General features: G+C 71.4%; 19 protein-coding genes. 10 read left to right on the top strand and 9 right to left on the bottom strand.

What is annotated here, in order from left to right:
- Positions 1 to 116 precede the first annotated feature (116 nt).
- The 6 genes from ACFV9G_RS17895 to ACFV9G_RS17870 all read right to left on the bottom strand — a co-directional run bounded on the left by ACFV9G_RS17895 (position 117) and on the right by ACFV9G_RS17870 (position 9,860).
- On the bottom strand, positions 117 to 1,418 hold the full coding sequence (locus tag ACFV9G_RS17895) for a guanine deaminase (RefSeq protein WP_378728845.1): 1,302 nt from the start codon (positions 1,416 to 1,418) through the stop codon (positions 117 to 119).
- Positions 1,419 to 1,426: 8 nt separating this feature from the next.
- Positions 1,427 to 2,254 (bottom strand): xanthine dehydrogenase accessory protein XdhC, encoded by an 828-nt coding sequence (gene xdhC / locus ACFV9G_RS17890; RefSeq protein ID WP_378728844.1) that lies wholly within the window; start codon positions 2,252 to 2,254, stop codon positions 1,427 to 1,429.
- Positions 2,242 to 4,620 (bottom strand): xanthine dehydrogenase molybdopterin binding subunit, encoded by a 2,379-nt coding sequence (gene xdhB, locus ACFV9G_RS17885; protein ID WP_378728843.1) that lies wholly within the window; start codon positions 4,618 to 4,620, stop codon positions 2,242 to 2,244. Before xdhB ends, xdhC begins: the two co-directional genes overlap by 13 nt.
- Positions 4,617 to 6,089: a xanthine dehydrogenase small subunit gene (locus ACFV9G_RS17880; RefSeq protein WP_378728841.1), complete on the bottom strand. Its 1,473-nt coding sequence runs from the start codon at positions 6,087 to 6,089 to the stop codon at positions 4,617 to 4,619. The genes xdhB and ACFV9G_RS17880 overlap by 4 nt, the downstream gene beginning before the upstream one ends.
- Entirely contained in the window at positions 6,086 to 8,041 is a 1,956-nt protein-coding gene (gene uraD, locus ACFV9G_RS17875) for a 2-oxo-4-hydroxy-4-carboxy-5-ureidoimidazoline decarboxylase (protein ID WP_378728840.1), read from the bottom strand. The genes ACFV9G_RS17880 and uraD overlap by 4 nt, the downstream gene beginning before the upstream one ends.
- A gap of 286 nt (positions 8,042 to 8,327) precedes the next feature.
- A complete protein-coding gene (locus tag ACFV9G_RS17870) occupies positions 8,328 to 9,860 on the bottom strand; it encodes a PucR family transcriptional regulator (protein ID WP_378728839.1) in 1,533 nt (510 codons plus the stop codon).
- A gap of 195 nt (positions 9,861 to 10,055) precedes the next feature.
- On the opposite strand from ACFV9G_RS17870, the gene ACFV9G_RS17865 reads away from it, so the two are divergent.
- From ACFV9G_RS17865 to ACFV9G_RS17820, 10 genes are all read left to right on the top strand, one after another.
- Entirely contained in the window at positions 10,056 to 10,877 is an 822-nt protein-coding gene (locus tag ACFV9G_RS17865; protein WP_378728838.1) for a hydroxypyruvate isomerase family protein, read from the top strand.
- Positions 10,878 to 10,898: 21 nt separating this feature from the next.
- Positions 10,899 to 11,792 (top strand): 2-hydroxy-3-oxopropionate reductase, encoded by an 894-nt coding sequence (locus ACFV9G_RS17860; RefSeq protein WP_378728837.1) that lies wholly within the window; start codon positions 10,899 to 10,901, stop codon positions 11,790 to 11,792.
- 1 nt (position 11,793) lies between these two features.
- Complete coding sequence (gene gcl / locus ACFV9G_RS17855) at positions 11,794 to 13,569, top strand: glyoxylate carboligase (protein ID WP_378728836.1); 1,776 nt, start codon at positions 11,794 to 11,796, stop codon at positions 13,567 to 13,569.
- Positions 13,570 to 13,572: 3 nt separating this feature from the next.
- Positions 13,573 to 14,703, top strand: coding sequence for a glycerate kinase (locus ACFV9G_RS17850; protein WP_378728835.1), 1,131 nt, complete (start codon positions 13,573 to 13,575; stop codon positions 14,701 to 14,703).
- A 234-nt stretch (positions 14,704 to 14,937) separates the two neighbouring features.
- Complete coding sequence (locus ACFV9G_RS17845; RefSeq protein ID WP_378728834.1) at positions 14,938 to 15,810, top strand: fumarylacetoacetate hydrolase family protein; 873 nt, start codon at positions 14,938 to 14,940, stop codon at positions 15,808 to 15,810.
- Positions 15,807 to 17,156, top strand: coding sequence for an allantoinase AllB (gene allB, locus ACFV9G_RS17840; protein WP_378728833.1), 1,350 nt, complete (start codon positions 15,807 to 15,809; stop codon positions 17,154 to 17,156). Before ACFV9G_RS17845 ends, allB begins: the two co-directional genes overlap by 4 nt.
- Complete coding sequence (locus ACFV9G_RS17835) at positions 17,153 to 18,001, top strand: bifunctional allantoicase/(S)-ureidoglycine aminohydrolase (protein WP_378728832.1); 849 nt, start codon at positions 17,153 to 17,155, stop codon at positions 17,999 to 18,001. Before allB ends, ACFV9G_RS17835 begins: the two co-directional genes overlap by 4 nt.
- Complete coding sequence (locus ACFV9G_RS17830) at positions 18,001 to 18,735, top strand: SDR family oxidoreductase (RefSeq protein WP_378728831.1); 735 nt, start codon at positions 18,001 to 18,003, stop codon at positions 18,733 to 18,735. The genes ACFV9G_RS17835 and ACFV9G_RS17830 overlap by 1 nt, the downstream gene beginning before the upstream one ends.
- A 117-nt stretch (positions 18,736 to 18,852) precedes the next feature.
- Positions 18,853 to 20,850: an FAD-dependent oxidoreductase gene (locus ACFV9G_RS17825; RefSeq protein ID WP_378728830.1), complete on the top strand. Its 1,998-nt coding sequence runs from the start codon at positions 18,853 to 18,855 to the stop codon at positions 20,848 to 20,850.
- A complete protein-coding gene (locus tag ACFV9G_RS17820; protein ID WP_378728829.1) occupies positions 20,850 to 22,115 on the top strand; it encodes a class I SAM-dependent methyltransferase in 1,266 nt (421 codons plus the stop codon). The genes ACFV9G_RS17825 and ACFV9G_RS17820 overlap by 1 nt, the downstream gene beginning before the upstream one ends.
- 4 nt (positions 22,116 to 22,119) lie before the next feature.
- Here ACFV9G_RS17820 and ACFV9G_RS17815 read toward each other — a convergent pair whose 3' ends face one another.
- The 3 genes from ACFV9G_RS17815 to ACFV9G_RS17805 all read right to left on the bottom strand — a co-directional run bounded on the left by ACFV9G_RS17815 (position 22,120) and on the right by ACFV9G_RS17805 (position 25,079).
- Positions 22,120 to 22,638 carry a hypothetical protein gene (locus ACFV9G_RS17815; RefSeq protein WP_378728828.1) on the bottom strand — a complete coding sequence of 173 codons (519 nt, stop codon included), beginning with the start codon at positions 22,636 to 22,638 and terminating at the stop codon, positions 22,120 to 22,122.
- A 147-nt stretch (positions 22,639 to 22,785) separates the two neighbouring features.
- Positions 22,786 to 24,069, bottom strand: coding sequence for an ankyrin repeat domain-containing protein (locus ACFV9G_RS17810; RefSeq protein WP_378728827.1), 1,284 nt, complete (start codon positions 24,067 to 24,069; stop codon positions 22,786 to 22,788).
- On the bottom strand, positions 24,066 to 25,079 hold the full coding sequence (locus tag ACFV9G_RS17805) for an SMP-30/gluconolactonase/LRE family protein (RefSeq protein WP_378728826.1): 1,014 nt from the start codon (positions 25,077 to 25,079) through the stop codon (positions 24,066 to 24,068). Before ACFV9G_RS17805 ends, ACFV9G_RS17810 begins: the two co-directional genes overlap by 4 nt.
- Between the last annotated feature and the right edge of the window lie 91 nt (positions 25,080 to 25,170).

The following is a 25,170-nucleotide window of genomic DNA, read 5'->3' as shown; positions in this document are numbered from 1 at the left end:
GTGTTCTGCCGAGTCGGCCCGTCCTTACCTGGAATCTCGCCGAGTCGGCTCGTTATGACGAGCCGACTCGGCCTGGTTTTGCGTCAGGATGCGTCGACTCGGCGTTGGGATCGCCGTCAGCCGACGAGGTGGGGGTCGGGGGCGGTGATGAGGTCGCCTTCGATCCAGACGCTGCGTACGTCGGCAGGGGTGCCTAGGGCGAACATCTTGGCTAGGGCGTCGGCGGGGTCGGCGGCGTGGGCGAGGCCTACGTCGAGGGGGGTGCTGGGGGCGGGCTTGATCCACTGGGCGTCGAAGCGGCGGCCTACGGAGAAGTCGCCGATGGCGGCTCCCAGGCCCAGGGCTTCGGCTCCGGCAACCGTGGCGAGGTGGAGGAGGTGGGTGGGGGTCAGGGGGTGACCAGCTTCGCCGAGGAGCTGCTGGGCGACGTACGCCCCCAGGCCCTCCTTGAGCAGGGAGAACCCGGTCCCGGCGCCGACGTCGGAGCCCATCGCGACGCGCACGCCGTGGGCGCGGTGGCGGGCGAGCGGGAAGAGGCCGCTGCCGAGGGCCGCGTTGCTGGAGGGGCAGTGTGCGACGGCGGCTCCGCGCGCGGCCAGCAGTGCGAGCTCGGGGTCGGTTGGGTGCACGTTGTGCGCCAGTACGGTGCCGGGGCCGACCAGGCCGTGGCGGTCGTAGGAGGTCACGTAGTCGCAGCCGAACAGCGCCTCGACGGTCTCGATCTCACGGAGGTTCTCGTTGACGTGAGAGGTCAGCATCGCCCCGGGCACGGCCCGCAGCACGTCGGCGCAGGCCGCGAGCAGGTCGTCGGTGCACGACAACGAGAATCGCGGGGTCACGGCGTAGCGGGCTCGGCCGACGCCGTGCCAGCGGGCGGCGAGCGCGAGCGACTCTTCCCGCGCGCGAGACGGGTCGGTGAACAGGTCCTCGCGGATGAGCCGGTCGCTGACCACCAGGCCGCTGGTGATCCGCAGCCCGACGCGAGCGGCCTCGGCGAACACCGTGTCCACGGCGGGTGCGAAGTGGCTGCCGAAGACCAGCGCTGTGGTGGTTCCCGCGCCGACCAGGCCGCGTACGAAGTCGGTGGCCACGCCCGCGGCGTAGGCCGGGTCGGCCAGGCGTGCCTCCTCGGGGAGGGCGGTCCGGTCGAGCCAGTCGAGCAGCGGCATGCCGAGGCCGCCGATGACGCGTACCTGCGGGAAGTGGACGTGGGTGTCGACGAATCCGGGCAGCACGAAGCCGCCGGTGAGGTCGACGACCTCCTCCTGGGGGTGCTGTCCGCGCAGGTCGGCGAACGACCCGCGGGCGCGGATCACGCCGTCGCGTACGAGCAGCGCGCCGTCCTGCTCGGTGCGAAGCCGACCACCGGTGAAGGGGTCGTCGGGGGTGTCGAGGAAGGTCCCTCGGTAGAGCGTCATTCGGGATGTCACCTTGATTGTTGTTCGGTCTTCGCGGGGTCGCCCGCGAAGAGTTGCAGCAGCCGGGCCGCGACGCTGACCGCGATCGTGGCCGGCTCCTTGCCGCCGAGATCTGGAAGCCCGATGGGCGTGGTGATGCGGGCGATCGCCTCGGGGACGTGCCCCTCGTCGGCGAGCTTGGCCCTGAACCGGCTCCACTTGGCGCTCGATCCGATCAGCCCGATCGACCCGAGATGCCCGGCACGCAGAGCCGCGTCGCACAGGGCGGCGTCCTCGGCGTGGTCGTGGGTCATGATCAGGACGTGGGTGCCCTCGGGCAACTCGCCGATGACGAGCTCGGGCAGCACCGGCACCTGGTGGACGTGGACGCCGGCAACGGCGTCGTCCAGCCCGCGCAGGTGTTCAGGGGAGAGCTGGGCGGCGCGGGAGTCGACCAGGTGCAGCTCGAGATCGTGGCGGGCCAGGATGCGGGCCAGCTCGACTCCGACGTGGCCCATCCCGAAGACGGCCACGGACGGCACCACGGGCAACGGCTCGAGCAGCAGCTCGACCTCGCCGCCACAGCACTGTACGCCGTGCTGGTAGGGCGCTTTGTCGGAGAGCGACACCTTCATCGACTCGGGTGTGGATAGTCCGTCGGTCAGCATCGCCCGCGCGCGCTCGATCGCGACCGCCTCCAGGTTGCCGCCCCCGACGGTGGCCCAGGTGCGGTCGGCCGAGACGACCATCTTCGCCCCGGCCTCGCGCGGCGAGTGGCCGCGTACGGACGTCAGGGTCACGAGTACGCCGGGAACGCGCTGCTCACGCAGCCGCTGGACGGCCTTCAGCCACTCCATGTCATCACTTCCTCGCGGGGCACGGTCTCGGGCACCTCGGGCGTACGCGCCCGGTCGAGGGCCCAGTAGACCGCCTCGGGCGTTGCCGGGGAGGCCAGGTCGACGCTGGTGCCGGCCGGCCCGAACGCGGCGGCCGCCTCGCGCAGCGCCTCGCGGACCGAGAAGGCCAGCATCAGCGGCGGCTCGCCGACTGCCTTGGAGCCGTAGACGGCACCTTCCTCGTGGGCCTTCTCGAGCAGCTTCACGCGGAAGTCCTCGGGCATCTCGGAGAAGCTCGGCAGCTTGTAGGTGCTCGCCGCCTGCGTCGCCAGCCGGCCCCGGTTCGGCCCGTCGGAGGTGTCCCAGCGCAGGTCCTCCAGGGTCAGCCAGCCGGCGCCCTGCACGAAGCCGCCCTCGATCTGGCCGATGTCGATCAGCGGGCTCAGGCTGTCGCCGACGTCGTGGACGATGTCGACGCGCCGCAGCGTGTAGGCACCGGTGAAGCCGTCGACCTCGACCTCGGAGGCCGCGACCCCGTTAGCGAAGTACTTGAACGGCTCACCCCGCATGACGTTGGGGTCCCAGTGCAGGCCCTCGGTGCGGTAGAAACCGGCCGCCCACAGCTGCACCCGCTGGTGGTAGGCGGCGTTGACCAGCTCGTTCCAGCCGATCTCCCCCGAAGCGGGGGAGAGGCCGTGGACGACGCCGTCATCGAAACGTACGTCGCTGGGGCTGATCCCGAGACGGCCACCGGCGACCTGGGCGAGCCGTTCGCGGATCTGCTCGCAGGCGTTCTTGATCGCGGCCCCGTTGAGGTCGGCGCCGGAGCTGGCCGCGGTCGCGGAGGTGTTGGGCACCTTGTCGGTGCGGGTCGGGGCGAGGCGTACGCGGGACAACGGGAGGCCGAGGGCGGTCGCGGCGACCTGGAGCATCTTGGTGTGCAGGCCCTGGCCCATCTCGGTGCCGCCGTGGTTGATCAGCACCGAGCCGTCCTTGTAGACGTGGACGAGGGCGCCGGCCTGGTTGAAGGCGGTGAGGTTGAACGAGATGCCGAACTTCACCGGCGTCATCGCCAGACCCCGCTTGGTGTGGGGGTGGCGACTGTTGAACTCGGCGATCTCCGCGCGTCTCCGCGTGACCTCGCCAGACGAGGCGACCTGGTCCCAGCAGGCCGCCAGCCGGTCGGCCTGCTTGACCGCTTGGCCGTACGGCGTGGTCTGGTCCTGCTGGTAGAAGTTGCGGCGGCGCAGCTCGAGCGGGTCGATGCCGAGCAGCGGCGCGCACCGGCCGAGCAGGTCCTCCATGACGAGCATGCCCTGCGGTCCGCCGAAGCCGCGGAAGGCGGTCTGCGAGGTCTTGTTGGTGCGCGCGACCCGGCCGTCGACACGGATGTTCGGCACCCAGTAGGCGTTGTCGATGTGGCACAGCGCGCGGGCCAGCACCGGCTCGGAGAGGTCGAGGCTCCAGCCGCCGTCGGCGGTGAGCGTGGCCTCGAGGCCGACGATGTGGCCCTCGTCGTCGAACCCTGCGCGCCAGGTGCTGTGGAAGCCGTGACGCTTGCCGGACATGGTGATGTCCTGGGTGCGGTTGAGGCGGAGCCGCACCGGTCGCCCGGTCAACCGAGCGCCGAGCGCGGCGATGGCCGCGTAGCCGTGCGGCTGCATCTCTTTGCCGCCGAACGCGCCGCCCATCCGCAGGCACTGGACCGTGACCTCGTGGCTCGGGACGCCGAGGACGTGGGCGACGATCTCCTGGGTCTCGGAGGGGTGCTGGGTGCTGCTGTGCACCAGCACCTGGCCGCCCTCGTCGACCAGGGCGAGGGAGACGTGGGTCTCGAGGTAGAAGTGCTCCTGGCCCGCGAACTCGAACTCGCCCTCGAAGACATGGGCGGCCTTCTCGATGGCGGCGACGGCGTCGCCGCGCTCGAGGTTGCGCGGGGTGCCCTGGAAGCTCTCGGCGGCGATCGCCTCCGGCACGGTGACCAGCGATGGCAAGGCCTCGTAGTCGACCTCGACCGCGGCCGCACCCAGCCGGGCGGCCTCGAGTGTCTCGCCCAGGACCCAGCACACCGCGTGGCCGTGGAACATCACCTCGGTGGGGAAGAGCGGCTCGTCGTGCTTGACGCCCGCGTCGTTGACACCGGGTACGTCGTCGGCGGTGAGCACTCGGACGACCCCCGGGACGTCATAGGCCGGGTCGGTCCGGAGCGCGGTGATCAGGGCGTGCGTGTGCGGGGCCTGGACCGGCCAGGCGTGCAGCGTGCCGGCGATCCGGCCGACCAGGTCGTCGGTGTAGAGCGCCTCGCCGGTGACGTGCAGCGCGGCGCTCTCGTGCGGGAGCGGGATCCCGACGATGGGGTTCTCGGGACGTTCGGACAGGGCGCTCATACGGGCACCTCCTCCATTTCGGCAGGGCGGTGGGTGTGGAAGAGCCGCAGCAGCGACTGGCCGAGCATCGCCGAGCGGTAGGACGCGCTGGCACGGTGGTCGTCCATCGGGGTGCCCTCGGTCGCGAGGACGGCCGCGGCGCGGCGTACGGTCTCCTCGGTCCAGGGCCGGCCGACCAGTGCGTCCTCGGTGGCGACCGCGCGCAAGGGCGTCGCGGCGACGCCGCCCAGGCCGATCCGGGCGCGGACGACGGTGCCGTCGACGATCTCGAGCGCGTAGCCCACGGCCACGCTGGAGATGTCGTCGAAGCGGCGCTTGGCGATCTTGTGGAAGCCGACGAGCGGGGCCAGCGGCAGCGGGAGACGTACGCTCCGGATCAGCTCGTCCGCGGCCAGGACCGTCTCGCGGTAGCCGGTGAAGTAGTCGGCCAGCGGGACGACGCGCTCACCGCGCGGCGAGGCCAGGACGACGTCGGCGTCGAGCGCGAGCAGCGCCGGCGGGGCGTCGCCGATCGGGGAGGCGGTGCCGATGTTGCCGCCGATCGTCGCACCGTTGCGGATCAGGCGGGAGGCGAACTGCGGGAAGAGCTCGGCCAGGAGCGGGACCCGGCCGTTGAGCTTGCGCTCGATCTCGGTCAGCGTGAGGGCGGCACCGATCTCCACGTGGCCAGTCCGGAAGGAGAGCTCGCGCAGCTCGGGCAGGCGGTCGACCGCGACGACCAGCGGCGCCCGGCGGCCGCGGATGTTGACTTCCACGCCCCAGTCGGTCGAGCCGGCGACTATCTGCGCCTCCGGCCGTTCGACCAGAAGATCGAGCGCGTCGGTGAGCGACCGAGGCCGTACGAACTCGGCGCCGTCGACGGCGATCCGGGTCGGTCGGACCTCGGGCGGCGGCTGCTGCTGTCGCGCGGCGAACGCGTCGTCGGCCTCGGGTGCGCCGAGCGCGTAGGCGGCGTCGCGGATCGGGCGGTAGCCGGTGCAGCGGCACAGGTTGCCGCTCAGCGCGTGCAGGTCGACGCCGTTCGGACCGTGCTCGTGGTCGCAGGCGGCGGTGCCGTCGGTCTCTGCCGCCGGCTCGCGGCTCGGGCGGTAGTACTCCGCGGCGAGGCTGCAGACGAAGCCCGGGGTGCAGTAGCCGCACTGCGACCCGCCGCGTACGGCGAGCTCCTGCTGGACCGGGTGGAGGTCGCTGCTGGATCCGAGCCCCTCACTCGTGACGATCTCCTGGCCGTCGAGCGCGGCGATCGGCACGAGGCAGGCGTTGACCGAGGTCCACTCGGTCGGCGAGATGGTGCCGGGCCGGGCGACCATCACCGAGCAGGCGCCGCACTCGCCCTCGGCGCAGCCCTCCTTGGCGCCGGTCAGGCCGCGGCCTCGCAGCCAGTCGAGGGTGGTGGTGTGGGTGGCGACCCCGGTCAGGGGCACCTGGTCCCCGTTGACCGTGACACAGGGGGCGCTGGGTGTGGTCATGGCTGGCTCCGGATCGGGTTGCGGGTGCGGGCGCTGTGGATCGGGTTGGCATCGCGCAGGAAGTCGTCGAAGCGGTGGCCGGCGATCTTGGCGATCTCGATCAGCGCGGCGGCGTGCTCCTGGCGTTCGCAGTTCCCGAGCCTCGACCGACCCTCGGCGAGGATCCGGTCGAGCGAGTCGGAGTCGCGTACGGAGATGACCAGCGGGAAGCCGAAGCGCTCGTGGTAGGCGTCGGTGAGCGAGGTGAGTGCCTCCTGGTCCGGCTCGGCCAGGTGGGTCAGGCCGCGCGAGGACTGGTCGCGCAGCGACTCCTCGCCGACCATCCCCTCCGAGACCAGGCGCGAACCCAGCTCGGGGTAGGCCTCGATCAGCTCGCGCTGCTCGTCGACGGAGCCGCTGAAGAGGGCGTCCTGGAAGGCGCGGCGCAGGGCGTGCGTGTCCGCGAACGGCCGCTGCTCCCAGGCCCGCTCGACCATCCACCGCGGCCCCTGGAAGAGACCGTCGAACGTCTCCACGAACTCCGTACGTCCCATCTGGTTGACCTGGTCGAGCCGGACGCCCTCGCCGGGCTGGCCGGCGACGGCCGGGCCGTAGTCCGGGCCGACGTGGTGGAACAGGATGTTGAGCACGATCGCGGTGAGGCTGCCGAGGGTGATGCCGCTGCCGAAGATGATCTCGGCCCACCCCGGGACGGCCTGGGAGACCTCGGGCTGCGCGGTGACGTACATCGCCAGGCCGACGCTGGTCGCCACGATCACCACGTTGCGGTGGTCGTGGAAGTCGACCTTGCTGAGCGTCTGGAAGCCGACGACCGCGACCGTCGCGAACATCGCCAGCGCGGCGCCGCCGAGGACGGGGTGCGGGATGCCGGCGACGATCGCGCCGACCTTCGGGAGGAGTCCGATGAACACCATGATCAGACCCGCGGTGGCGACCACCCAGCGGCTCTTGACTCGGGTCAGCCGGACGAGGCCGACGTTCTCGGCGAAGCAGGTGTAGGGGAAGGAGTTGAAGACGCCGCCGATCGTGGTGGCCAGGCCGTCGGCGCGCAGGGCGCGGGCGATGTCGTTGCGGCCGATCCGCTTCTCGACGATCTCGCCGGTGGCGAAGACGTCACCGGTGGTCTCGACGGCGGTGATCAGCATGACCACGATCATGGACACGATCGCGGCGGCGGAGAACTGCGGCCAGCCGAAGTGGAACGGCGTGGTCACGCCCACCCAGTCGGAACTGGCGACCGCGTCGAAGTGGGCGTCCCCGAGGGCCCAGGCGACCAGGGTGCCGACGACCAGGCCGACGAGCACGGCGACGGTGGCCATGAAGCCCTTGAACACGCGCTGGATGATGACGATCAGGGCCAGGGTGCCCAGGGCGTACGCCAGGTTGCGACCGCTCGTCGGGTCCGCGGTCGGGCCCGCGCCGCCGACGGCGTCCCCGGCCGCGACCGGGAGCAGCGCGATGCCGATGATGGTGATCACCGAGCCGGTCACGACCGGTGGGAAGAACCGGATCAGCCGGCTGAAGTAGGGGGCGATGAAGAACGTCGCCAGACCGGCCACGATCACCGCGCCGTAGATGACGAGCAGCCCGTCGGTGCCGCCTCCGGCAGCGAGCCCGATCGCGATCATCGGCGAGACGGCGGTGAAGGTGACACCCTGGAGCAGCGGCAGGCGTACGCCGACCTTCCAGAAGCCGACCGACTGGATGATCGAGGCGATGCCGCAGGTGAACAGGTCGGCGTTGATCAGGTGGATCAGCTCCTGCTGACTCAACCCGATCGAGTTGGCGAGCAGGATCGGGACGATCACCGCTCCGGCGTAGAACGCGAGCACGTGCTGGAGGCCGTAGACGGCGAGCTTGCCCGCCGGGAGCACCTCGTCGACGGGGTGGGTGGGGCGGCCACCGTCCTTCTTCTGGGGCCGGATCGACCTCAGGACTGCTCTCGCGTTCATCCTCACACCTTTCTCGGGGCGCCCTGGTGGGCAGGTGAGCTGTGACTCTCACCACAGCCTGGTCTCTTGGGGTCCCGAGCGGCACCCGCCGATCATCCGAAGATGGGGTCGGCGTGGATCCGGGCTTTGTGTGATCCTCCAGGATGGCGTTCCGCCGGTTTCCGAGCGGTTTCGGTGGCGTGAAATCAGCGGGGTGGGATCGCCGGTAACACGCTGTTCGTAGGACTATCCGGTCGTTCCGATAGGGCGAGTAGTCCTACGAACGACGTGTTACACCGGCGGCGGATCAGAGCGATCGGAGCGCGAGGAAGACGTCGACCCGATCCTCCATCGTGGTCAGGTCGCGACCGGTCAGCTCCTCGACCCGGGAGATCCGGTAGCGCACGCTGTTGACGTGGAGATGGAGCGACTCGGCCGTACGCGTCCACGACCCGGCGTACGTCAGGAACCGGTCGAGCGTCGGGACCAGATCGCTGCCGGTGCGCTGGTCGTGCTCGAGGACGGGGCCGAGGACGCGCTGCGCGTAGGTGCGGCGGATGTCGTCGGGGACCGTGGCGAGCAGCAGTACGTGGGAGGTGACCTCCTCCGAGCTGGACAGCGCCACCGCGCCGCCGCCGGAGCGCGCGACCCGATGCGCGAACCGAGCCTCCTCGAGCGCCCCGGCCAGTGCGTCGATGCCGCTCTCGCCGCTCAGCCCGACCGACAGCGAGCCGCGGACCAGGGCCGGCGCCAACCGGGTGAGCGAGCGGCGCAGCTGGTCGGTGAGGTCCGGGCGGGACGGGAGGAACGCGACCGCGCAGCCGTCGCGTGCGCTGGCGACCACGGACGGCCCCAGGCCGAGGGCCACGTCCTCGAGCACCGCGGCGACCGCGTCCGGCGGACCACCCGGCCCGAGCTCGGCCACGGCGAGCACGAGCGGCCGCTCGGGATCGAGCCCGGACTGGCGCAGCCCGGTCGCGATCTCGGCAGGTGAGGCACCGGCCTCCAGGTGGGAGAGGGTCGCCGCCGCGAGGGGTCGCCGGACCCGGAATCCCTCGTCGCGCCGGGAGCGGTCCAGCGCGGTGATGGCACCGAACTCGTGAACCATGTCGAGGTCCTCCCGCGGCCAGGTGGTGTGGTCGCCCTCGACCGCCACGGTCCATCCGGTGAGGCGGTCGGCCAGGCCCGATCCGATGGGGAAGAGGGAGTAGCTGCGGTCGCCCACCTCGGCCACGGCGGGCAGCAGGTCGGCGGTCAGGAAGCGGCGGGTCAGCGCGTCGACCGTGTCCGGATCGAGCTCTCCGGGGCCGGGTACGACGTGGCGCCCGCTCGCGGTCAGCACCCGGCACGCGTGGCCGATCTCGGTGGCCACCCGGGCGGCCAGCTCGTCGAGGCTGCGGCCCGAGGCGATGGCGGAGAGGAGCTGGCGCTGGCGGGCCAGGCTGGCCGACATCCGGGCGCTCGCGCCGGCGGCGCCGGCGGCAGCGACGTACTCGGTCACGTCGGCGAACGCCACGTCTCCGGGCACCTCCACCAAGGCGACGTGGTGGCGTCGGCAGGCCTCCACGAGGTCGTCGGGAACCGCGCCGAGCAGGGCCGCTCCGGCTAGCAGACAGGTCGCGCCGCCGTCGGCGATCGAGGAGACGAACGTCTCGCTGTCCTCGGGGCCTCGCCGCCAGACGAGGCCGGTGAGGACGAGCTCCCCGCCGTTCAGATAGCGGCCCGGCTCGAGCAGGTCGATCGTGATCGTCCGCCCCACCGGACGCTCCAGCGAGCCCTCCGGGGCGTGCAGGAGTCGCAGGCCCAGGGTGGGCGTCTCCAACAGCTCTGCCAGTAGCACGGTGCCTCCACGGTCCGCAGTCCGTCAGCCGCGTCTTGGAGGAACGTACAACGCCCGCGCACGTACACGGGAGGCCCGTTGTCGTTTCTTCATCAGTTTGCGGCCGAGTCCTGCACGGGGTTGACGTGACTCCGCTCACATCCTTATATTTCGAATGTCAGAAATCAAATTCCGCATTACGGAAGGAATGGTGAGATGACCCACCAGCTCCGCTACGAGGTGAACTGCTCGATCCTGTTCACCGAGCTCCCGCTGCTCGAGCGCCCCGCGGCGGTGAAGGCCGCCGGCTTCGACGCGGTGGAGTTCTGGTGGCCGTTCGCCGAGGCGGTGCCGTCCGACAAGGACGCGGACGCCTTCGTCGCCGCCGTGCAGGACGCCGGCGTGCAGCTGGTCGGCCTCAACTTCTTCGCCGGTGACATGCCCAGCGGTGACCGCGGCCTGGTCTCCTGGCCGTCCCGGTCGGCGGAGTTCCGCGACAACATCGACGCCACCATCGGCATCGGCGAGCGGCTCGGCTGCACCGCCTTCAACGCGCTCTACGGCAACCGTGTCGACGGCGTCGCCGCCGAGGAGCAGGACGAGCTCGGCGCCGAGAACCTCGCGCTGGCCGCCCGTGCGGCCGCCCGGATCGGTGGCACCGTGCTGGTCGAGCCGGTCAGCGGTGCCGACCGCTACCCGCTGCTCACCGCCGTCGGCGCGGTGGCCGCGATCGACCGCGCCGGCGAGGCCAACATCGGACTGCTCGCCGACCTCTACCACCTCGCCGTGAACGGCGACGACGTCGACGCGGTGATCGCTGCGTACGCCGCTCGGATCGCCCACGTCCAGATCGCCGACGCCCCGGGCCGCAACGAGCCCGGCACCGGCGAGCTCCCGCTCGAGCGGCAGCTCGCCGCCCTCGAGGCGGCCGGATACGCCGGCTGGGTCGGGCTGGAGTACAAGCCCGCCACGACTACGACCGAGAGCTTCGACTGGCTGCCGCGAGACCGCCGCGGCGCCGCGACCGCCACCCGCTGACGACCCCCAGGAGAGATCATCATGACCACCATCGCCTTCATCGGCCTCGGCATCATGGGCAGCCCGATGGCCGCCCACCTGGCCGGCGCCGGTCACACCGTCGCCGGCTTCGACCACAGCCCCGAGCGCACCCGGGCCCTGGCCGCGGCGGGCGGCCGGGCAGCCGAATCCACCGCCGACGCCTGCCGCGACGCCGACGTCGTCTGCATCATGGTGCCGGACTCGCCCCACGTCGAGGAGGTGCTCACCGCCGAGGCCGGCGTCTTCGAGTCAGCCCCCGCCGGCGCGCTGATCATCGACTTCTCCAGCATCCGGCCCGACGTGAGCGCGGCGCTCGCCGAGCAGGCCACGGCGCGTGGCTTCCGCATCCTCGACGCCCCGGTCTCCGGTGGCGAGGCCGGTGCCAAGAACGCGGCCCTCTCGATCATGGTCGGTGGCGAAGCCGACGACTTCGCCACCGCGAAGCCGCTCTTCGACGTCGTCGGCAAGACGATCGTGCACGTGGGCCCGAGCGGCGCCGGCCAGACGGTCAAGGCGGCCAACCAGCTCATCGTCGCCGCCAACATCCAGGCGCTCTCGGAGGCGGTCGTCTTCCTCGAGGCGTACGGCGTGGACACGAAGGCCGCCCTCGAGGTGCTCGGTGGCGGGCTGGCCGGCTCGAGCGTGCTCAACCAGAAGAAGGAGAACATGCTGACCCGCTCCTTCCAGCCCGGGTTCCGGATCGACCTGCACCACAAGGACATGGGCATCCTCACGGCAGCCGCCCGCGAGGCCGGCGTCGTGGTCCCGCTCGGTTCGCTGGTCGCCCAGCTGATGGCGAGCGCACGGGCCAACGGCGACGGCGGCCTGGACCACTCCGCCCTGCTGCGCGGGGTCGAGCGGCTGAGCGGCTCCGTCACCGAGAAGGAGAACTGAGATGGCACGCATGCGCGCGGTCGACGCCGCCGTCCTGATCCTGGAGAAGGAGGGCGCGACCCAGCTGTTCGGCCTCCCCGGTGCCGCGATCAACCCGTTCTACAGCGCGATGCGTGCGCACGGTGGTCTCCACCACGTGCTCGCCCGCCACGTCGAGGCCGCCTCGCACATGGCCGAGGGCTACACCCGGGCGAAGGCCGGCAACATCGGTGTCTGCATCGGCACCTCCGGCCCGGCCGGCACCGACATGGTCACCGGTCTCTACTCGGCCTCCGCCGACTCGATCCCGATCTTGTGCATCACCGGCCAGGCGCCGGTCGCGAAGCTCCACAAGGAGGACTTCCAGGCGGTCGACATCGCTGCCATCGCGGGCCCGCTCACCAAGATGGCGGTCACCGTGATGGAGCCCGCCCAAGTCCCGGGCACCTTCCAGAAGGCGTTCCGGCTGATGCGCGAGGGGCGTCCCGGTCCGGTCCTGGTCGACCTGCCGCTCGACGTCCAGCTGGCCGAGATCGACTTCGACATCGAGACGTACGAACCCTTGCCGATCGCGAAGCCGGCGGCCAGCCGCGCTCAGGCCGAGAAGGCGCTCACCATGATGCTGGCCGCGGAGCGCCCGCTGATCGTCGCGGGCGGTGGCGTGGTCAACGCCGACGCCGCCGACCTGCTGGTCGAGCTCGCCGAGGTCACCGGCGTCCCCGTCGTCCCCACCCTGATGGGCTGGGGCACGATCCCGGACGACCACCGGCTCAACGCGGGCATGGTGGGGCTGCAGACCTCGCACCGCTACGGCAACGCGACCATGCTGGCCAGCGACTTCGTGCTCGGCATCGGCAACCGGTGGGCCAACCGCCACACCGGCTCGGTCGAGACCTACACGGCCGGACGTACGTTCGTGCACATCGACATCGAGCCGACCCAGATCGGCCGGGTCTTCGCACCGGACTACTCGATCGTCTCCGACGCTCGCGCGGCGCTGGAGATCCTCGTCGAGGTCGCTCGCGAGTGGGCGGGCGCCGGGCGCCTCCCGGACCGGGCATCCTGGGCCGAGGAGTGCGCCGAGCGGAAGCGGACTCTGCACCGCAAGACCCACTTCGACAACGTCCCGATCAAGCCGCAACGGGTCTACGAGGAGATGAACCGCGCCTTCGGCACCGGCACCCGGTACGTCACCACGATCGGTCTCTCCCAGATCCAGGCCGCCCAGCTGCTGCACGTCTACCAGCCACGGCACTGGATCAACGCCGGCCAGGCAGGCCCGCTCGGCTGGACCCTCCCGGCCGCCCTGGGGGTCGCGACCGCCGTCCCCGACGGCCAGGTCGTCGCGCTCTCGGGCGACTACGACTTCCAGTTCCTGATCGAGGAGCTGGCGGTCGGCGCCCAGTTCAACATCCCCTACATCCACGTCGTCGTGAACAACTCCTACCTCGGCCTGATCCGTCAGGCCCAGCGCGGCTTCGAGATGGACTACTGCGTCCAGCTCGCCTTCGAGAACGTCAACAGCCCCGAGGTCGACGGCTACGGCGTCGACCACCTCAAGGTGGCCGAGGGGCTGGGCTGCAAGGCGATCCGGGTCACCGACCCAGCCGACCTGGGTGCCGCCTTCGAGAAGGCCAAGGCGCTCCAGGCGGAGTATCGGGTGCCGGTGCTGGTCGAGGTCATCCTCGAGCGGGTCACCAACGTCTCGATGGGCCTCGAGATCGACGGCGTCGTCGAGTTCGAGGAGCTGGCCGAGCGTGGTGAGCACGCCCCGACCGCGCTCGTCCCGCTGGACTGAGTCATGGTCCGTGTGCTGATCGCCTCCGACAAGTTCAAGGGATCGCTCACCGCTGCCGAGGTCGCGGCGGCGGTGAGCGCGGGGATACGCCGGGGACGTCCCGACGTCATCGTCGACGCGATCCCCGTCGCTGACGGCGGCGACGGCACCCTGGCGGCGGCCGAGTCCGCCGGGTTCGACCTCGTCCCGGTCACGGTGACCGGACCGACCGGGTCACCGGTGAGGACCGCGTACGCCCGTCGCGATGACACCGCCGTCGTCGAGCTCGCCGACGCGGCCGGGCTCGCCCGGTTTCCCGGGGCGCCGGACCCGTTGGGCGCCTCCAGCCTCGGGGTCGGTCAGGCGATGGCGGCCGCGATCGACGCCGGCTGTCGCCGGGTGGTGCTCGGCATCGGCGGCAGCGCCAGCACCGACGGGGGAGCGGGTCTGCTCCGCGGGCTCGGCGTCCGGCTGCTCGGGGCCTCGGGCGCTCCGGTGGCCGATGGCGGCGTCGGCCTCGAGGACGTGGCCCGGCTCGACCTCACCGCTCTGTTGCGCCGGGTCGCCGGGGTCGAGATCACCGTCGCCTGCGACGTCGACAACCCGCTGACCGGGCCCCGCGGCGCGGCCGCGGTCTACGGGCCGCAGAAGGGTGCCGACCCCGACCAGGTGCGCCGCCTCGATGCCGCCCTCGGCCACTGGGCCTCGGTTGTCGCGGAGGAGACCGGCACCGACCTCCGGGACCACCCCGGCGCAGGTGCTGCCGGCGGTGTCGGCTTCGCCGCCGTCGCCCTCCTGGGCGCCGAGCTGCGCTCCGGGATCGACCTCGTGCTCGAGCTGGTCGACTTCGGCTCGGGGCTGGAGGGCGCGGCCCTCGTCGTCACCGGCGAAGGGGCTCTCGACGAGCAGACCCTGCACGGCAAGGCCCCGGCCGGGGTCGCCGCCGCGGCTGCACGCGCCGGTGTCCCGGTCGTGGCGGTCTGCGGGGTCAACCACCTCGACCACGACCGGCTGCGGGCGGCCGGGATCGGTGCTGCGTACGCCTTGATGGACATCGAACCCGACCGGCAGCGCTGCCTGAGCGATGCAGCGGCCCTGCTCGAGCAGATCGCAGAGCGGATCGCCGCCGACCATCTCGTCAAGGAGGACGTATGAGCGAGCGTCGGAATGCTCACCGAGGTAACTCGGTGAGCGGTCACCTCCTTCGTGGAGTTCCGCGAGGGGACTGCAGCGAGACCGAGGTAACTCGGTCGGTATCCGAGGAGGCGGCATGAGCGAGCGTCGGAATGCTCACCGAGGTAACTCGGCGAGCGGTCACCTCCTTCATGGAGTTCCGCGAGGGGAGTGCAACGAGACCGAGGTAACTCGGTCAGCATCCGAGGAGGACGCATGAGACTGCTGAGCGTGGGTGCGCCGGGCGCGGAGCGCCCCGCGGCCCTAGACGACCACGACGTGCTCCGAGACTTGTCGGCCGTCGTGCCGGCGATCGACGGAGACCTGCTCGGCGACCCCGAGCGGCTCGCCGCGGTCCGAGAGGCGGTCGCCGCGGGCGTACTTCCGAGAGTCCCCGACGGCACCCGGATCGGACCACCCGTGGCGCGGCCGGGCAAGATCGTCGGGATCGGCCTCAACTACGAGGACCACGCCGAGGAGGCAGGGGTCGCGATCCCGGACGAGCCGGTCGTGTTCCTCAAGCCCTCGACCACGATCGTCGGTCCCTACGATGCGATCGAGCTTCCGCCGGGCTCGACGATGACCGACTACGAGGTCGAGCTGGGTGTGGTGATCGGGCGAAGGCTGTCCCGCTGCCCGGATCCACGACAGGCCCTGGCCGCGGTCGGCGGCTACCTCACCGCCGACGACGTCAGCGAGCGGGCGCGCATCGCGGCCGGGCCGACCTGGGCGAAGGGGAAGTGTGCCGACACGTTCACCCCCATCGGGCCGTGGCTCGTCACGTCCGACGCCGTGAACGACCCGCAGGCCCTCGCCCTGGAGCTGTGGGTCGACGGCGAACGACGCCAGCGTGGTTCGACCGCCCGGATGGCCAACAGCGTCGGCGAGCTCCTCGCCTACCTCAGTACGCTGATGACACTCGAGCCCGGTGACCTGGTGCTGACCGGGACACCTGGCGGGGTCGCAGCGTTGCGGCCCGAGCCCCGGCCCTTCCTGCGCGAAGGGCACGTGGTCGAGGCCGAGGTCGGTGGCCTCGGTCGCCAGCGGACCCGGGTGGTGGCAGTCGATGATGCGGAGGTGACGGTGTGAGTCGAGATCTCGATGTCGTGATCCGGGCGGCGCGGATGGTGACCCCGGAGGGTGAGACAGCAGGCTCGGTCGGAGTTCGCGACGGGAAGATCATGGCGGTCGAGCCAGGCCTGACCGCGGCCCGCGTGGTCGAGCTCGCCGACGACGAGGTGCTGATGCCGGGCGTCGTCGATGCCCACGTGCACGTCAACGACCCGGGCCGGACCGAGTGGGAGGGCTTCGCCTCGGCGACCCGTGCCGCGGCCGCCGGCGGAGTCACCACCATCGTGGACATGCCGCTCAACAGCATCCCGCCCACCTGCGACCTGCCGGCGCTCGACCTGAAGCGCAAGACGGCGGCGAGCCAGGCCTTCGTCGACGTCGGCTTCTGGGGCGGCGCCATCCCCGGCAACGTCGCCGAGCTGCGACCTCTGCACGAGGCGGGCGTCTCCGGGTTCAAGTGCTTCCTGCTGCACTCGGGCGTCGACGAGTTCCCGCCGCTCGACAGTGCACAGCTCGAGCTGGCGATGCGCGAGATCGCCTCGTTCGACGGTCTGCTGATCGTCCACGCCGAGGACGCGCACGCGATCGAGCACGCGCCGGAGGCAGCGGGCGGGACGTACGAAAGATTCCTGCACAGCCGGCCGCGGGGCGCGGAGAACCTGGCCATCGCCCAGGTGATCGAGCTGGCCCGGTGGACCGGCTGCCGCGTCCACATCCTGCACGTCTCCAGCTCCGACGTGCTCGCGATGCTCGCCTCGGCCCGCCGCGACGGCGTCCCGATCACGGCCGAGACGTGCCCCCACTATCTGACCTTCGCCGCGGAGGAGATCCCCGACGGCGCGACGCAGTACAAGTGCTGCCCGCCGATCCGCGAGGCGGCCAACCGCGAGCTGCTCTGGCAGGGCCTGCGCGAAGGCGTCATCGACATGGTCGTCACCGACCACTCGCCCTCGACCCCCGACCTGAAGGCGCTCGACAGCGGCGACTTCGGGGTCGCCTGGGGTGGCATCTCCTCGCTCCAGCTCGGCCTGTCGGCGGTCTGGACCGAGGCCCGGGCGCGCGGGTTCGCGCTCGCCGACGCCGCCCGCTGGATGTCCGAGGCGCCGGCCCGCCACGCAGGGTTGACGACCAAGGGGCAGATCGCGGTCGGCTACGACGCAGACTTCGCCGTCCTCGCGCCCGAGGACTCCTACGTCGTCGACGCCGCGAAGCTCCACCACAAGAACGCCGTCACGCCGTATCACGGCCGATCCCTCGCCGGCGTCGTCCGCGAGACCTGGCTGCGTGGCGAGAAGATCGACATCGAGGCCGCGCCCCAGGGCCGGCTGCTCACCCGAGTCACCCGAGAAGGAGCCCGACCATGAGCGCAGCACACAACCCTTCTGGCCGCTACTACGCCCCGACCGGCGGCCACCCGTCGCAGCGCGAGCTGACCACCGACCGGGCCGTGTTCACCGAGGCGTACGCCGTGCTCCCGCGTGGCACCATGCGCGACATCGTCACCAGCAAGCTCCCGTTCTGGGAGGGCACTCGGCTGTGGGTGATCGCCCGGCCGCTCTCGGGTTTCGCCGAGACGTTCTCGCAGTACATCGTCGAGGTCTCGCCCGGCGGCGGCAGCGACAAGCCCGAGCTCGACCCGGATGCCGAGGGTGTCCTGTTCGTGGTCGAGGGCGCGCTGACGCTCTCGGTCGAGGGGGAGAAGCACGACCTCACCCCCGGTGGGTACGCCTTCCTCCCGCCCGGTTCCACCTGGACGCTGCACAACACCAGCGACCAGGTCGCCCGCTTCCACTGGATCCGCAAGGCCTACCAGCGGGTCGAGGGGATCGAGGTGCCGGAGGCGTTCGTCACCAACGAGACCGACGTCGAGGGCGGCGAGATGCCCGGCACCAACGGCGCCTGGAAGACCCAGCGGTTCGTCGACCCCGATGACGTACGCCACGACATGCACGTCAACATCGTCAGCTTCGAGCCGGGTGGCGCGATCCCGTTCCCGGAGACGCACGTGATGGAGCACGGGCTCTACGTCCTCGAGGGCAAGGCCGTCTACCTGCTCAACAAGGACTGGGTGGAGGTGCAGGAGGGCGACTTCATGTGGCTGCGGGCGTTCTGTCCGCAGGCCTGCTACGCCGGTGGGCCCGACCGGTTCCGCTACCTGCTCTACAAGGACGTCAACCGGCACGCGGTCCTGTCGCGGCAGTTCACGTGATGCCGGTCGCCGTCGTCACCGGTGCCGGCTCGGGCCTGGGCAGGGTGATCGCCCGGGCCCTGGACGGGGCAGGCTTCCAGGTCGCCCTGCTCGGGCGCACCAAGGCCTCGCTCGAGGAGACCGCGTCGGTGATGGCGCGGTCCCTCGTGCTGCCGACCGATGTCACCGACGCCGCCGAGGTGGAGGCGGCGTTCGCCGCGGTCGTGGGGATGTGGGGGCGGGTGGACCTGCTGGTCAACAACGCCGGCACCTTCGGGCCGAGCGGCGACGTCGACGAGATCGCGCCTGAGGAGTTCGCCGCGACGCTCGCCGTCAACGTCACCGGCTCGTTCCTGTGCGCCCGTGAGGCGTTCGCCCAGATGAAGCGGCAGTCCCCGCACGGAGGGCGGATCATCAACAACGGCTCCATCTCGGCGCACGTGCCCCGTCCGGGCAGCACGGCCTACACCACCTCCAAGCATGCGATCACCGGCCTCACCCGCGCGCTCGCCCTCGACGGCCGCGCCCACGACATCGCCGTCGGTCAGATCGACATCGGCAACGCCGCCACCGAGATGACCGCCGGCATCGCCACCGGCGCCCGCCAGGCCGACGGCACCGTACGCCCCGAGCCGACCTTCGACCCGCAGCACGTCGCCGACGCGGTCGTTGCCATGGCCCAGCTGCCGCTCGGCGTCAGCGTGCCCACGATGACCATCCTCGCGACCGGGATGCCCTACGCCGGTCGCGGCTGACGCTCCTCGGGCCGGCGAAAAAGACGACGGCCGGGCCCAATCCGATTCGCCCCGGTGGCCGAAGACCGGGTGACGGCGCCTCTGCGCCGGTCGCCGCTTCGACCCCCGAGGAGCCCGATGAGCAGTCCCGACCACGAACGCCGCCGGATCGCGGTGGTGGGCAGTGGTGTGGCCGGCCTGACCGCGGCGTACATCGCGTCGCGGCACGGCACGGTCACGCTCTTCGAGGCCGACGACCGGCTGGGTGGTCACGCCGACACCCACCGCGTCACCGCGCCCGACGGGAGCGAGCTGGCGATCGATACCGGGTTCATCGTGCACAACCGGCGTACGTATCCGACGCTGCTCCGTCTCTTCGCCGAGCTCGACGTGCCGACGCAGGTCTCGGAGATGTCGATGTCGGTGCGTTCGGAGGCCGCGGGCGTGGAGTACGCCGGTGCGCGCGGGCTGCGCGGGGTGCTGCCCGACCGCCGTGCGTTCCGCCCGGCGCACCTGCGGATGCTCACCGAGATCCCACGGTTCCATCGCGCCGCTCGCACTCTGCTCGCACGAGAGGAGCCCGACGACCGCACCCTCGAGGCGTTCCTGGAAGAGCACGGGTTCACCCCGTACTTCCGCCGCCACTTCATGGCCCCGCTGGTCGCTGCGGTGTGGTCGTGCGACCCGGACACGGCGCTGAGCTACCCGGCCCGCTACCTCTTCGAGTTCCTCGGTCACCACGGGATGCTGCAGGTCTTCGGATCGCCGCGCTGGCGCACGGTCACCGGCGGCTCGGCGACGTACGTCGAGAGGGTCGCCGCCGCGATCCGCGCCCGCGGCGGCCGGGTGCTGACCTCGACGAAGGTCGTGAACGTGGTCGAGACCCGCGCGGGTGTCGAGGTCACCGACGGCAACGGTCACACCGAGCTCTTCGACGCCGCCGTGCTGGCGACTCATCCGGGACAGTCACTGGCGATGCTCGGCGAGCCGACGGCGGCCCAGCGGGAGATCCTGGGTGGGTTCCCGTACTCCGCCAACCAGGCTCAGCTGCACACCGACACCAGCCTGCTCCCGGACAGCGAGCACGTCCGGTCCTCGTGGAACTACCTCGAGCGCCCCGGCCGCGGCCAGGTCACGGTCACCTACGACCTGACCCGCTTGATGCGGCTGCCGGCCCCCGGAGGCGTACGTCACCTGGTCACGCTCGGTGGAGCCGACCTGATCGACCCGGCGAAGGTCATCGCCACCATGGAGTACGAGCATCCGCTCTACACCCCGGAGTCGGTGGCGGCCCAGCAGCGTGCCGACGAGCTCGACTCCGACGCGCTGGTCTTCGCCGGCGCCTGGCGCGGCTGGGGGTTCCACGAGGACGGCGCCCGCTCCGGGGCCCGGGCGGCCGAGCGGCTGGGGCTCTCCTGGACGACCCCCGCGGAGCGGCCCGACGCGACCGGTGTGTACCGCACCACGATCAGCCACACCCGGCGGGGGCCGCTGCGGAACCGGTTCGTGCACCGCTCCCACTGGCAGGTGGTCGACCTGGACCGGCTACCCGATCGCGGGCCCCTCGGCCGCTTCGAGGCACGTGACCATCTCGGCGATCCCGAGCTCTCGATCCGGGAGAACCTCGCCGCGTTCCTGAAGCTCCACGACGTCGACCTGGCCGACGCGCGGGTGCTCATGGCGGCCCAGCCGAGGGCCTTCGGGTTCAGCTTCAACCCGATCAGCGTCTACTGGTGCACGGCCCCCTCCGGGGAGCCGCTGGCCACCGTCGTCGAGGTGCACAACACCTACGGCGACCGGCACGCCTACCTCGTCCACCCCGACGAGCGGCATCGGGCACAGGTCGCCAAGGCGATGTACGTCTCGCCGTTCCACGGCGTCGACGGCCACTACGAGCTGACCGTGCCGCCACCCGACGGGCGACTCCGGGTCGCCGTCCGGCTCACCACCGAGGACGGGACCGTCTTCGACGCCTCCGTCCGCGGCTCCCGGGTCGAAGGGCGGTTCGGGGACACGCTCCGTTCCGCTCCCGCCGCGCTTCTCGGCGCGGTCTGGATCCGCATACACGGCGTAGCGCTGTGGCTACGTCGCCTACCGGTCCGGAGACGGCCGCCGCACCACCAGGAAGGTGTCTGATGAAGACCATCGAAGCCCCCACCGCCCAGGCCCTGGAGGGCGACCGCTGGCCGATGCTGGCGGAGATGCCCACAGGCCCGGTGGCCCGTGGCGCCGCGGTGGCCGCGGCGACCTTGTTCCGGGCCGCCACGAGGCGGCTCGGGATCAGCGTGAGCGAGGACGGCAGCCCGGCCGACATCGTGCTGCACCGGCCCGAGGAGTTCTACGCCAGGGTCGGCCGGCACGGGCTGATCGGCTTCGGCGAGGCGTACCTGACCGGTGCCTGGGACGCCCGGGAGCTGGGGGAGACGCTGACCGTCCTGTGCCGCGACGTCACGGGTCTGCTGCCCGGATGGGCACAACGGGCGAGCGCGGTCTATGAGCGGCGCCGTGGGGCGAAGGACCTGAACACCCCGGAGAACGCGCGCGAGCACATCGGGCACCACTACGACCTGTCCAACGACTTCTTCGCGCTCTTCCTCGACCCCACGATGAGCTACTCCTCGGCGCTGTTCTCCTCGCTGCCGTCCACGGAGGACCTGGCGACCGCACAGCACCGCAAGATCGACCGGATCCTCGACGAGGCGGGAGTCAACGCGGGCACCCGTCTGCTGGAGATCGGGACCGGCTGGGGAGAGCTGGCCCTGCGGGCCGCCGCCCGGGGTGCGCAGGTCACCTCGGTGACCCTCTCCGTCGAGCAGGCCGCGCTTGCCCGGCAGCGGATCGCCGCGGCGGGGCTCGGTGACCGGGTGGACGTCGAGCTGCGCGACTACCGCGCCGTGGTCGGGACGTACGACGCGGTGGTCTCGGTCGAGATGATCGAGGCGGTCGGGGAACGGTTCTGGCCGGCGTACTTCGCGAAGATCGACGAGGTCCTGGCCCCGGGCGGCACCGCGGTGATCCAGGCGATCACGATGCCGCACGAGCGGATGCTGGCCACCCGGAACACGGAGACCTGGATCACCAAGTACATCTTCCCCGGTGGGCTGCTGCCCTCGACCGAGGCGATCACCGAGGTGACCGAGGCGCACACCGGACTCCGGGTGCGTAGCCGGCTCTCCTTCGGTCCCCACTACGCCGAGACCCTGCGGCGCTGGGACCAGGCTCTGCGCGACCGCGCCGACGAGGTGAGGGAGCTCGGGTTCGACGAAACCTTCCTGCGGATGTGGCACTTCTACCTGGAGTACTCCCGGGCCGGGTTCGCGGCCGGCTACATCGATGTCCAACAGCTCACGTTCACCCGGGACGAGACCCCGACCGGCGAGGGCCGGTCAGGGCCGCGGTAGCTGATCAGGCCATGGCCAGCAGGATCAGGCCGAGCGCCGAGCCGGCGAACACGATGGTGTTGCGGGCCTTCTGGAGGGTCCAGGTCCAGTCCGGGAAGCCCGCCTCGGCGACCTGGAGCAGGGCCGGAACATCGACGCCGGCCAGCTCGGGGTCGTTCTTGCGGCGGAAGGCGGCCTGCACCGAACGCACCGCGGTCAGGTTGCTGTAGACGATGACGCAGTTGCCGAGGAACAGCAGCGACAGCACCACCAGATTCACCGGGCGCATCCAGTCGAACCCGGCGAGGGTGAGACCCGCCGCCGTCACGAGTAACAAGGCGATGCCGCCAGGTGCCCACCACTCGTGCCCGCTGGCGTCGAACCGCATGCCGTTCTCGCGCAGGGCGCTGGTGCGTACGCCTTGACGGGCGAGCTCGGCCTCGGCGTCGGCCATGGCACGGGCGCCGTAACGGTGCCGCACGATCGGGATGCTCAGGAACGCCGCGGCGGCTGCTAGCTCGACGGCGATGATGACTGCGTTCATGGTGGTGCTCCTCTTCGCTGGTTTCGGTGAGCACCACTGTCCGGGTATGACGCTGCGTCAAGGTCAAGGGCTACTTCTGGAATGGATCGAGGCCCCGACCGGCGGGGGAACCGGTCAGGGCCCCGAGCATGGGGCGCCGCGGCGGGGTCAGCCGCCGTGCTGCTCGAGGCTGTGCTGTTCCAAGATCTGCGCGATCTCGGTGAACCCGCGGTTGCGGGCGTGCTCGAGCGGGGTCACGCCGTCGCGGTCGGCGATGCTCGGGTCGGCGCCGTTCTCGAGCAGGCTGCGGACGACCCGCTGCCAGCGGTCGGAGCCCTCGCCGAGGATCACTGCCTCGAGGAGTGCGGTCCAGCCGAGGTCGTTGACGTGGTCGAGGTCGATCTTGGTGCGAGCGACCCGCTCGACATAGTCGGCATGACCGCGCTCGCTGGCGGGGATGATCGAGAGACCGCCGTAGCGGTTGCGTACGGTCAGGTCCGGGTCGACGCCGAGCAGCAGCTCGGCCATCGGGACGCTCCCGGTCACACCGGTGACCAGCCAGGGCGTGTCGTGCTGGCCGTCGAGGGCGTCCGGGTCGGCACCCAGGTGCACGAGCAGACGGGCCGTGGTGAGGTGGTCGTCGGTGACGGCGAGCAGCAGCGGCGTACGCCGGTTGCCGTCTCTGGCCTCCAGATCGGCGCCACCCCGGAGGGCCGCCGCGGCCGAGTCCGCATCGCCGGCCGAAGCGGCCCGCAGAAGCTGAGGATCACCATCGGCGACCCGGGAAGAAGCCGTACGCAGCGTCGAGACGATCGCGTCGAAACCGCGCTCCTCGGCGTGCTCCAGGGCGGTCTTCCCGTCCCGGCCGGCCTCGATCGAGATGTCCACGCCGGCCGCGACGAGCACCCGCACGGTGTCGGCCGCGTCCGGGCCGTCGTCACCCAGGACGACCGCCTCGTGCAGCGCGGTCCAGCCCAGGTTGTTGACGTGGTCGAGGTCGATCCCGGCCTTCACCAGACGCCCCACGATGTCGGCGTGGCCGCGTTCGGCGGCGCGGATCAGCGCGGTGCCGTCGTAGGAGTCCTTGGCGTTGATCTCGGCGCCGTTGCGGAGGGTCAGGTCGAGCAGGTCGACGTAGCCCTCGCTCGCGGCGATGAGGTACGCGCTCTGCTGGGTGTCGTCCTCGTGGTTGACGTCCGCACCGGCCTGGATCAGCTCGCGGGCGCGGGCGACGTCGTTGTCCCACGCGGCCTTGATCAGCTCTGCGTTCATCCGCTGTTGCTCCTCGGGGTCGGGGGTGTTCTCCGCCCTTGTCGTCGGGGCGGGAGCCGAGCTCGACGGAGAGCTCGATGGAGACGGTTCGGCGGTCTCCGGCGGCGCCGCGGCGCAGCCTGCCAGAAGCACGGTCAGCGCGGCGGCGGCCGGCGACCACCGCAGGGGAGAGACGGTCATCGCGGCATCCGTGCGGTGACGATCTCGTACGGCCCCTGCGCGGCCTGCTCGTCGAAGTGGCTGTCGACCAGCAGCATCCGGCCGTTCAGCAGCTTCCCGGTGGTGAGGACGCGGTCAGGGTCGGTGGCGCGCGAGGAGACGTGGTCGGCCGAGGTCGCGGAGCGGTTCAGCTCGAGGTGCACGATCTGCTTGTCGAAGTTGCGGATCACGACGAGGTCGCGGCCCTGCCGGATCAGGCCGTCGGCGTTGCGCAGGTTCGCGCCGTCGGTGTCGATCGCGCTGACCTCGCCGGTCGCGATCGAGAAGCGCCACAGCTGCCCGGTGTTGCCCTGGGCGACCACGAACGCGGAGCGGTCCTGGCTGAGCACGATGCCGCCGAGGTTGAAGCCTTCCTGACGGGTGATCAACGAGCTGCCGTCGGCCCACTCGGTCGCCTCCCAGCCGTCGACACCCTCGGCGACGCGGATGATCGTGGGGTCGTTGGAGTTGGTGAAGTACGCAGCCCCGTCCGGGCCGATCGCGACGTCGTTCAGGAACGCGTCGTTGTCGGGAACGCGGAGCGCGGCCAACAGCTCGCCCGACGGGCTGTAGACCCACAGGTCGGGACGGTCGTTGCCGGTGCCGTTCGGGCCGCCGGCGATGTAGATGCGGCCCTCGTCGTCGACGGTGATCCCGCGGGCGGTGTAGCGGCCGTCGGTGCCGTCACCGGCCAGCCACTCCTCGGCCTGGGCACGGTCGGCGGAGCCGCGCTGGATCTCGCCGCCGGTGACCTCGCTGACGTAGAACCGGCCCGACTCCTGGTCCACGCCGATGCCCTCGAACTTCGAGCCGCCCTGTGCGGACGGGTCGCCCTCGAGCAGGTAGCTCGCCGGTCGGCCGTGGCCCTGAGCGGCGTTGGCCGCGCTGCCCATGCCGATGCCGGCGACGGACAGGGTGGCCGTGGCGGCGATGCCGGCCAGGCCGGCGAGGGCGGCGAGGGCGGCGAGGGCGGCGATTCGGGACGTACGCATGGTGGTTCTCCTCCGGTTGTTCGGGCTGATGCATCAACCATCGCTGCCGGAGAGGGGCCCGGGCATCGGGTGACCGGCGACGTCTGGATAG

Source organism: Nocardioides sp. NPDC059952 (genome assembly GCF_042730435.1).
Taxonomy (GTDB): Bacteria; Actinomycetota; Actinomycetes; order Propionibacteriales; family Nocardioidaceae; genus Nocardioides.
This window is presented reverse-complemented; position numbering and strand designations above follow the sequence as displayed.

Excerpts from the sequence above, each read along its gene's own strand:
- ACFV9G_RS17850 (WP_378728835.1), top strand. The coding sequence starts at position 13,573 with ATGGTCCGTGTGCTGATCGCCTCCGACAAGTTCAAGGGATCGCTCACC.
- ACFV9G_RS17835 (WP_378728832.1), top strand. The coding sequence starts at position 17,153 with ATGAGCGCAGCACACAACCCTTCTGGCCGCTACTACGCCCCGACCGGC.
- ACFV9G_RS17860 (WP_378728837.1), top strand. The coding sequence starts at position 10,899 with ATGACCACCATCGCCTTCATCGGCCTCGGCATCATGGGCAGCCCGATG.
- ACFV9G_RS17825 (WP_378728830.1), top strand. The coding sequence starts at position 18,853 with ATGAGCAGTCCCGACCACGAACGCCGCCGGATCGCGGTGGTGGGCAGT.
- ACFV9G_RS17865 (WP_378728838.1), top strand. The coding sequence starts at position 10,056 with ATGACCCACCAGCTCCGCTACGAGGTGAACTGCTCGATCCTGTTCACC.
- ACFV9G_RS17895 (WP_378728845.1), bottom strand. The coding sequence starts at position 1,418 with ATGACGCTCTACCGAGGGACCTTCCTCGACACCCCCGACGACCCCTTC.
- xdhB (WP_378728843.1), bottom strand. The coding sequence starts at position 4,620 with ATGAGCGCCCTGTCCGAACGTCCCGAGAACCCCATCGTCGGGATCCCG.
- ACFV9G_RS17830 (WP_378728831.1), top strand. The coding sequence starts at position 18,001 with ATGCCGGTCGCCGTCGTCACCGGTGCCGGCTCGGGCCTGGGCAGGGTG.
- uraD (WP_378728840.1), bottom strand. The coding sequence starts at position 8,041 with ATGAACGCGAGAGCAGTCCTGAGGTCGATCCGGCCCCAGAAGAAGGAC.
- ACFV9G_RS17810 (WP_378728827.1), bottom strand. The coding sequence starts at position 24,069 with ATGACCGTCTCTCCCCTGCGGTGGTCGCCGGCCGCCGCCGCGCTGACC.
- ACFV9G_RS17805 (WP_378728826.1), bottom strand. The coding sequence starts at position 25,079 with ATGCGTACGTCCCGAATCGCCGCCCTCGCCGCCCTCGCCGCCCTCGCC.
- ACFV9G_RS17880 (WP_378728841.1), bottom strand. The coding sequence starts at position 6,089 with ATGACCACACCCAGCGCCCCCTGTGTCACGGTCAACGGGGACCAGGTG.
- gcl (WP_378728836.1), top strand. The coding sequence starts at position 11,794 with ATGGCACGCATGCGCGCGGTCGACGCCGCCGTCCTGATCCTGGAGAAG.
- ACFV9G_RS17815 (WP_378728828.1), bottom strand. The coding sequence starts at position 22,638 with ATGAACGCAGTCATCATCGCCGTCGAGCTAGCAGCCGCCGCGGCGTTC.
- ACFV9G_RS17820 (WP_378728829.1), top strand. The coding sequence starts at position 20,850 with ATGAAGACCATCGAAGCCCCCACCGCCCAGGCCCTGGAGGGCGACCGC.
- ACFV9G_RS17845 (WP_378728834.1), top strand. The coding sequence starts at position 14,938 with ATGAGACTGCTGAGCGTGGGTGCGCCGGGCGCGGAGCGCCCCGCGGCC.
- xdhC (WP_378728844.1), bottom strand. The coding sequence starts at position 2,254 with ATGGAGTGGCTGAAGGCCGTCCAGCGGCTGCGTGAGCAGCGCGTTCCC.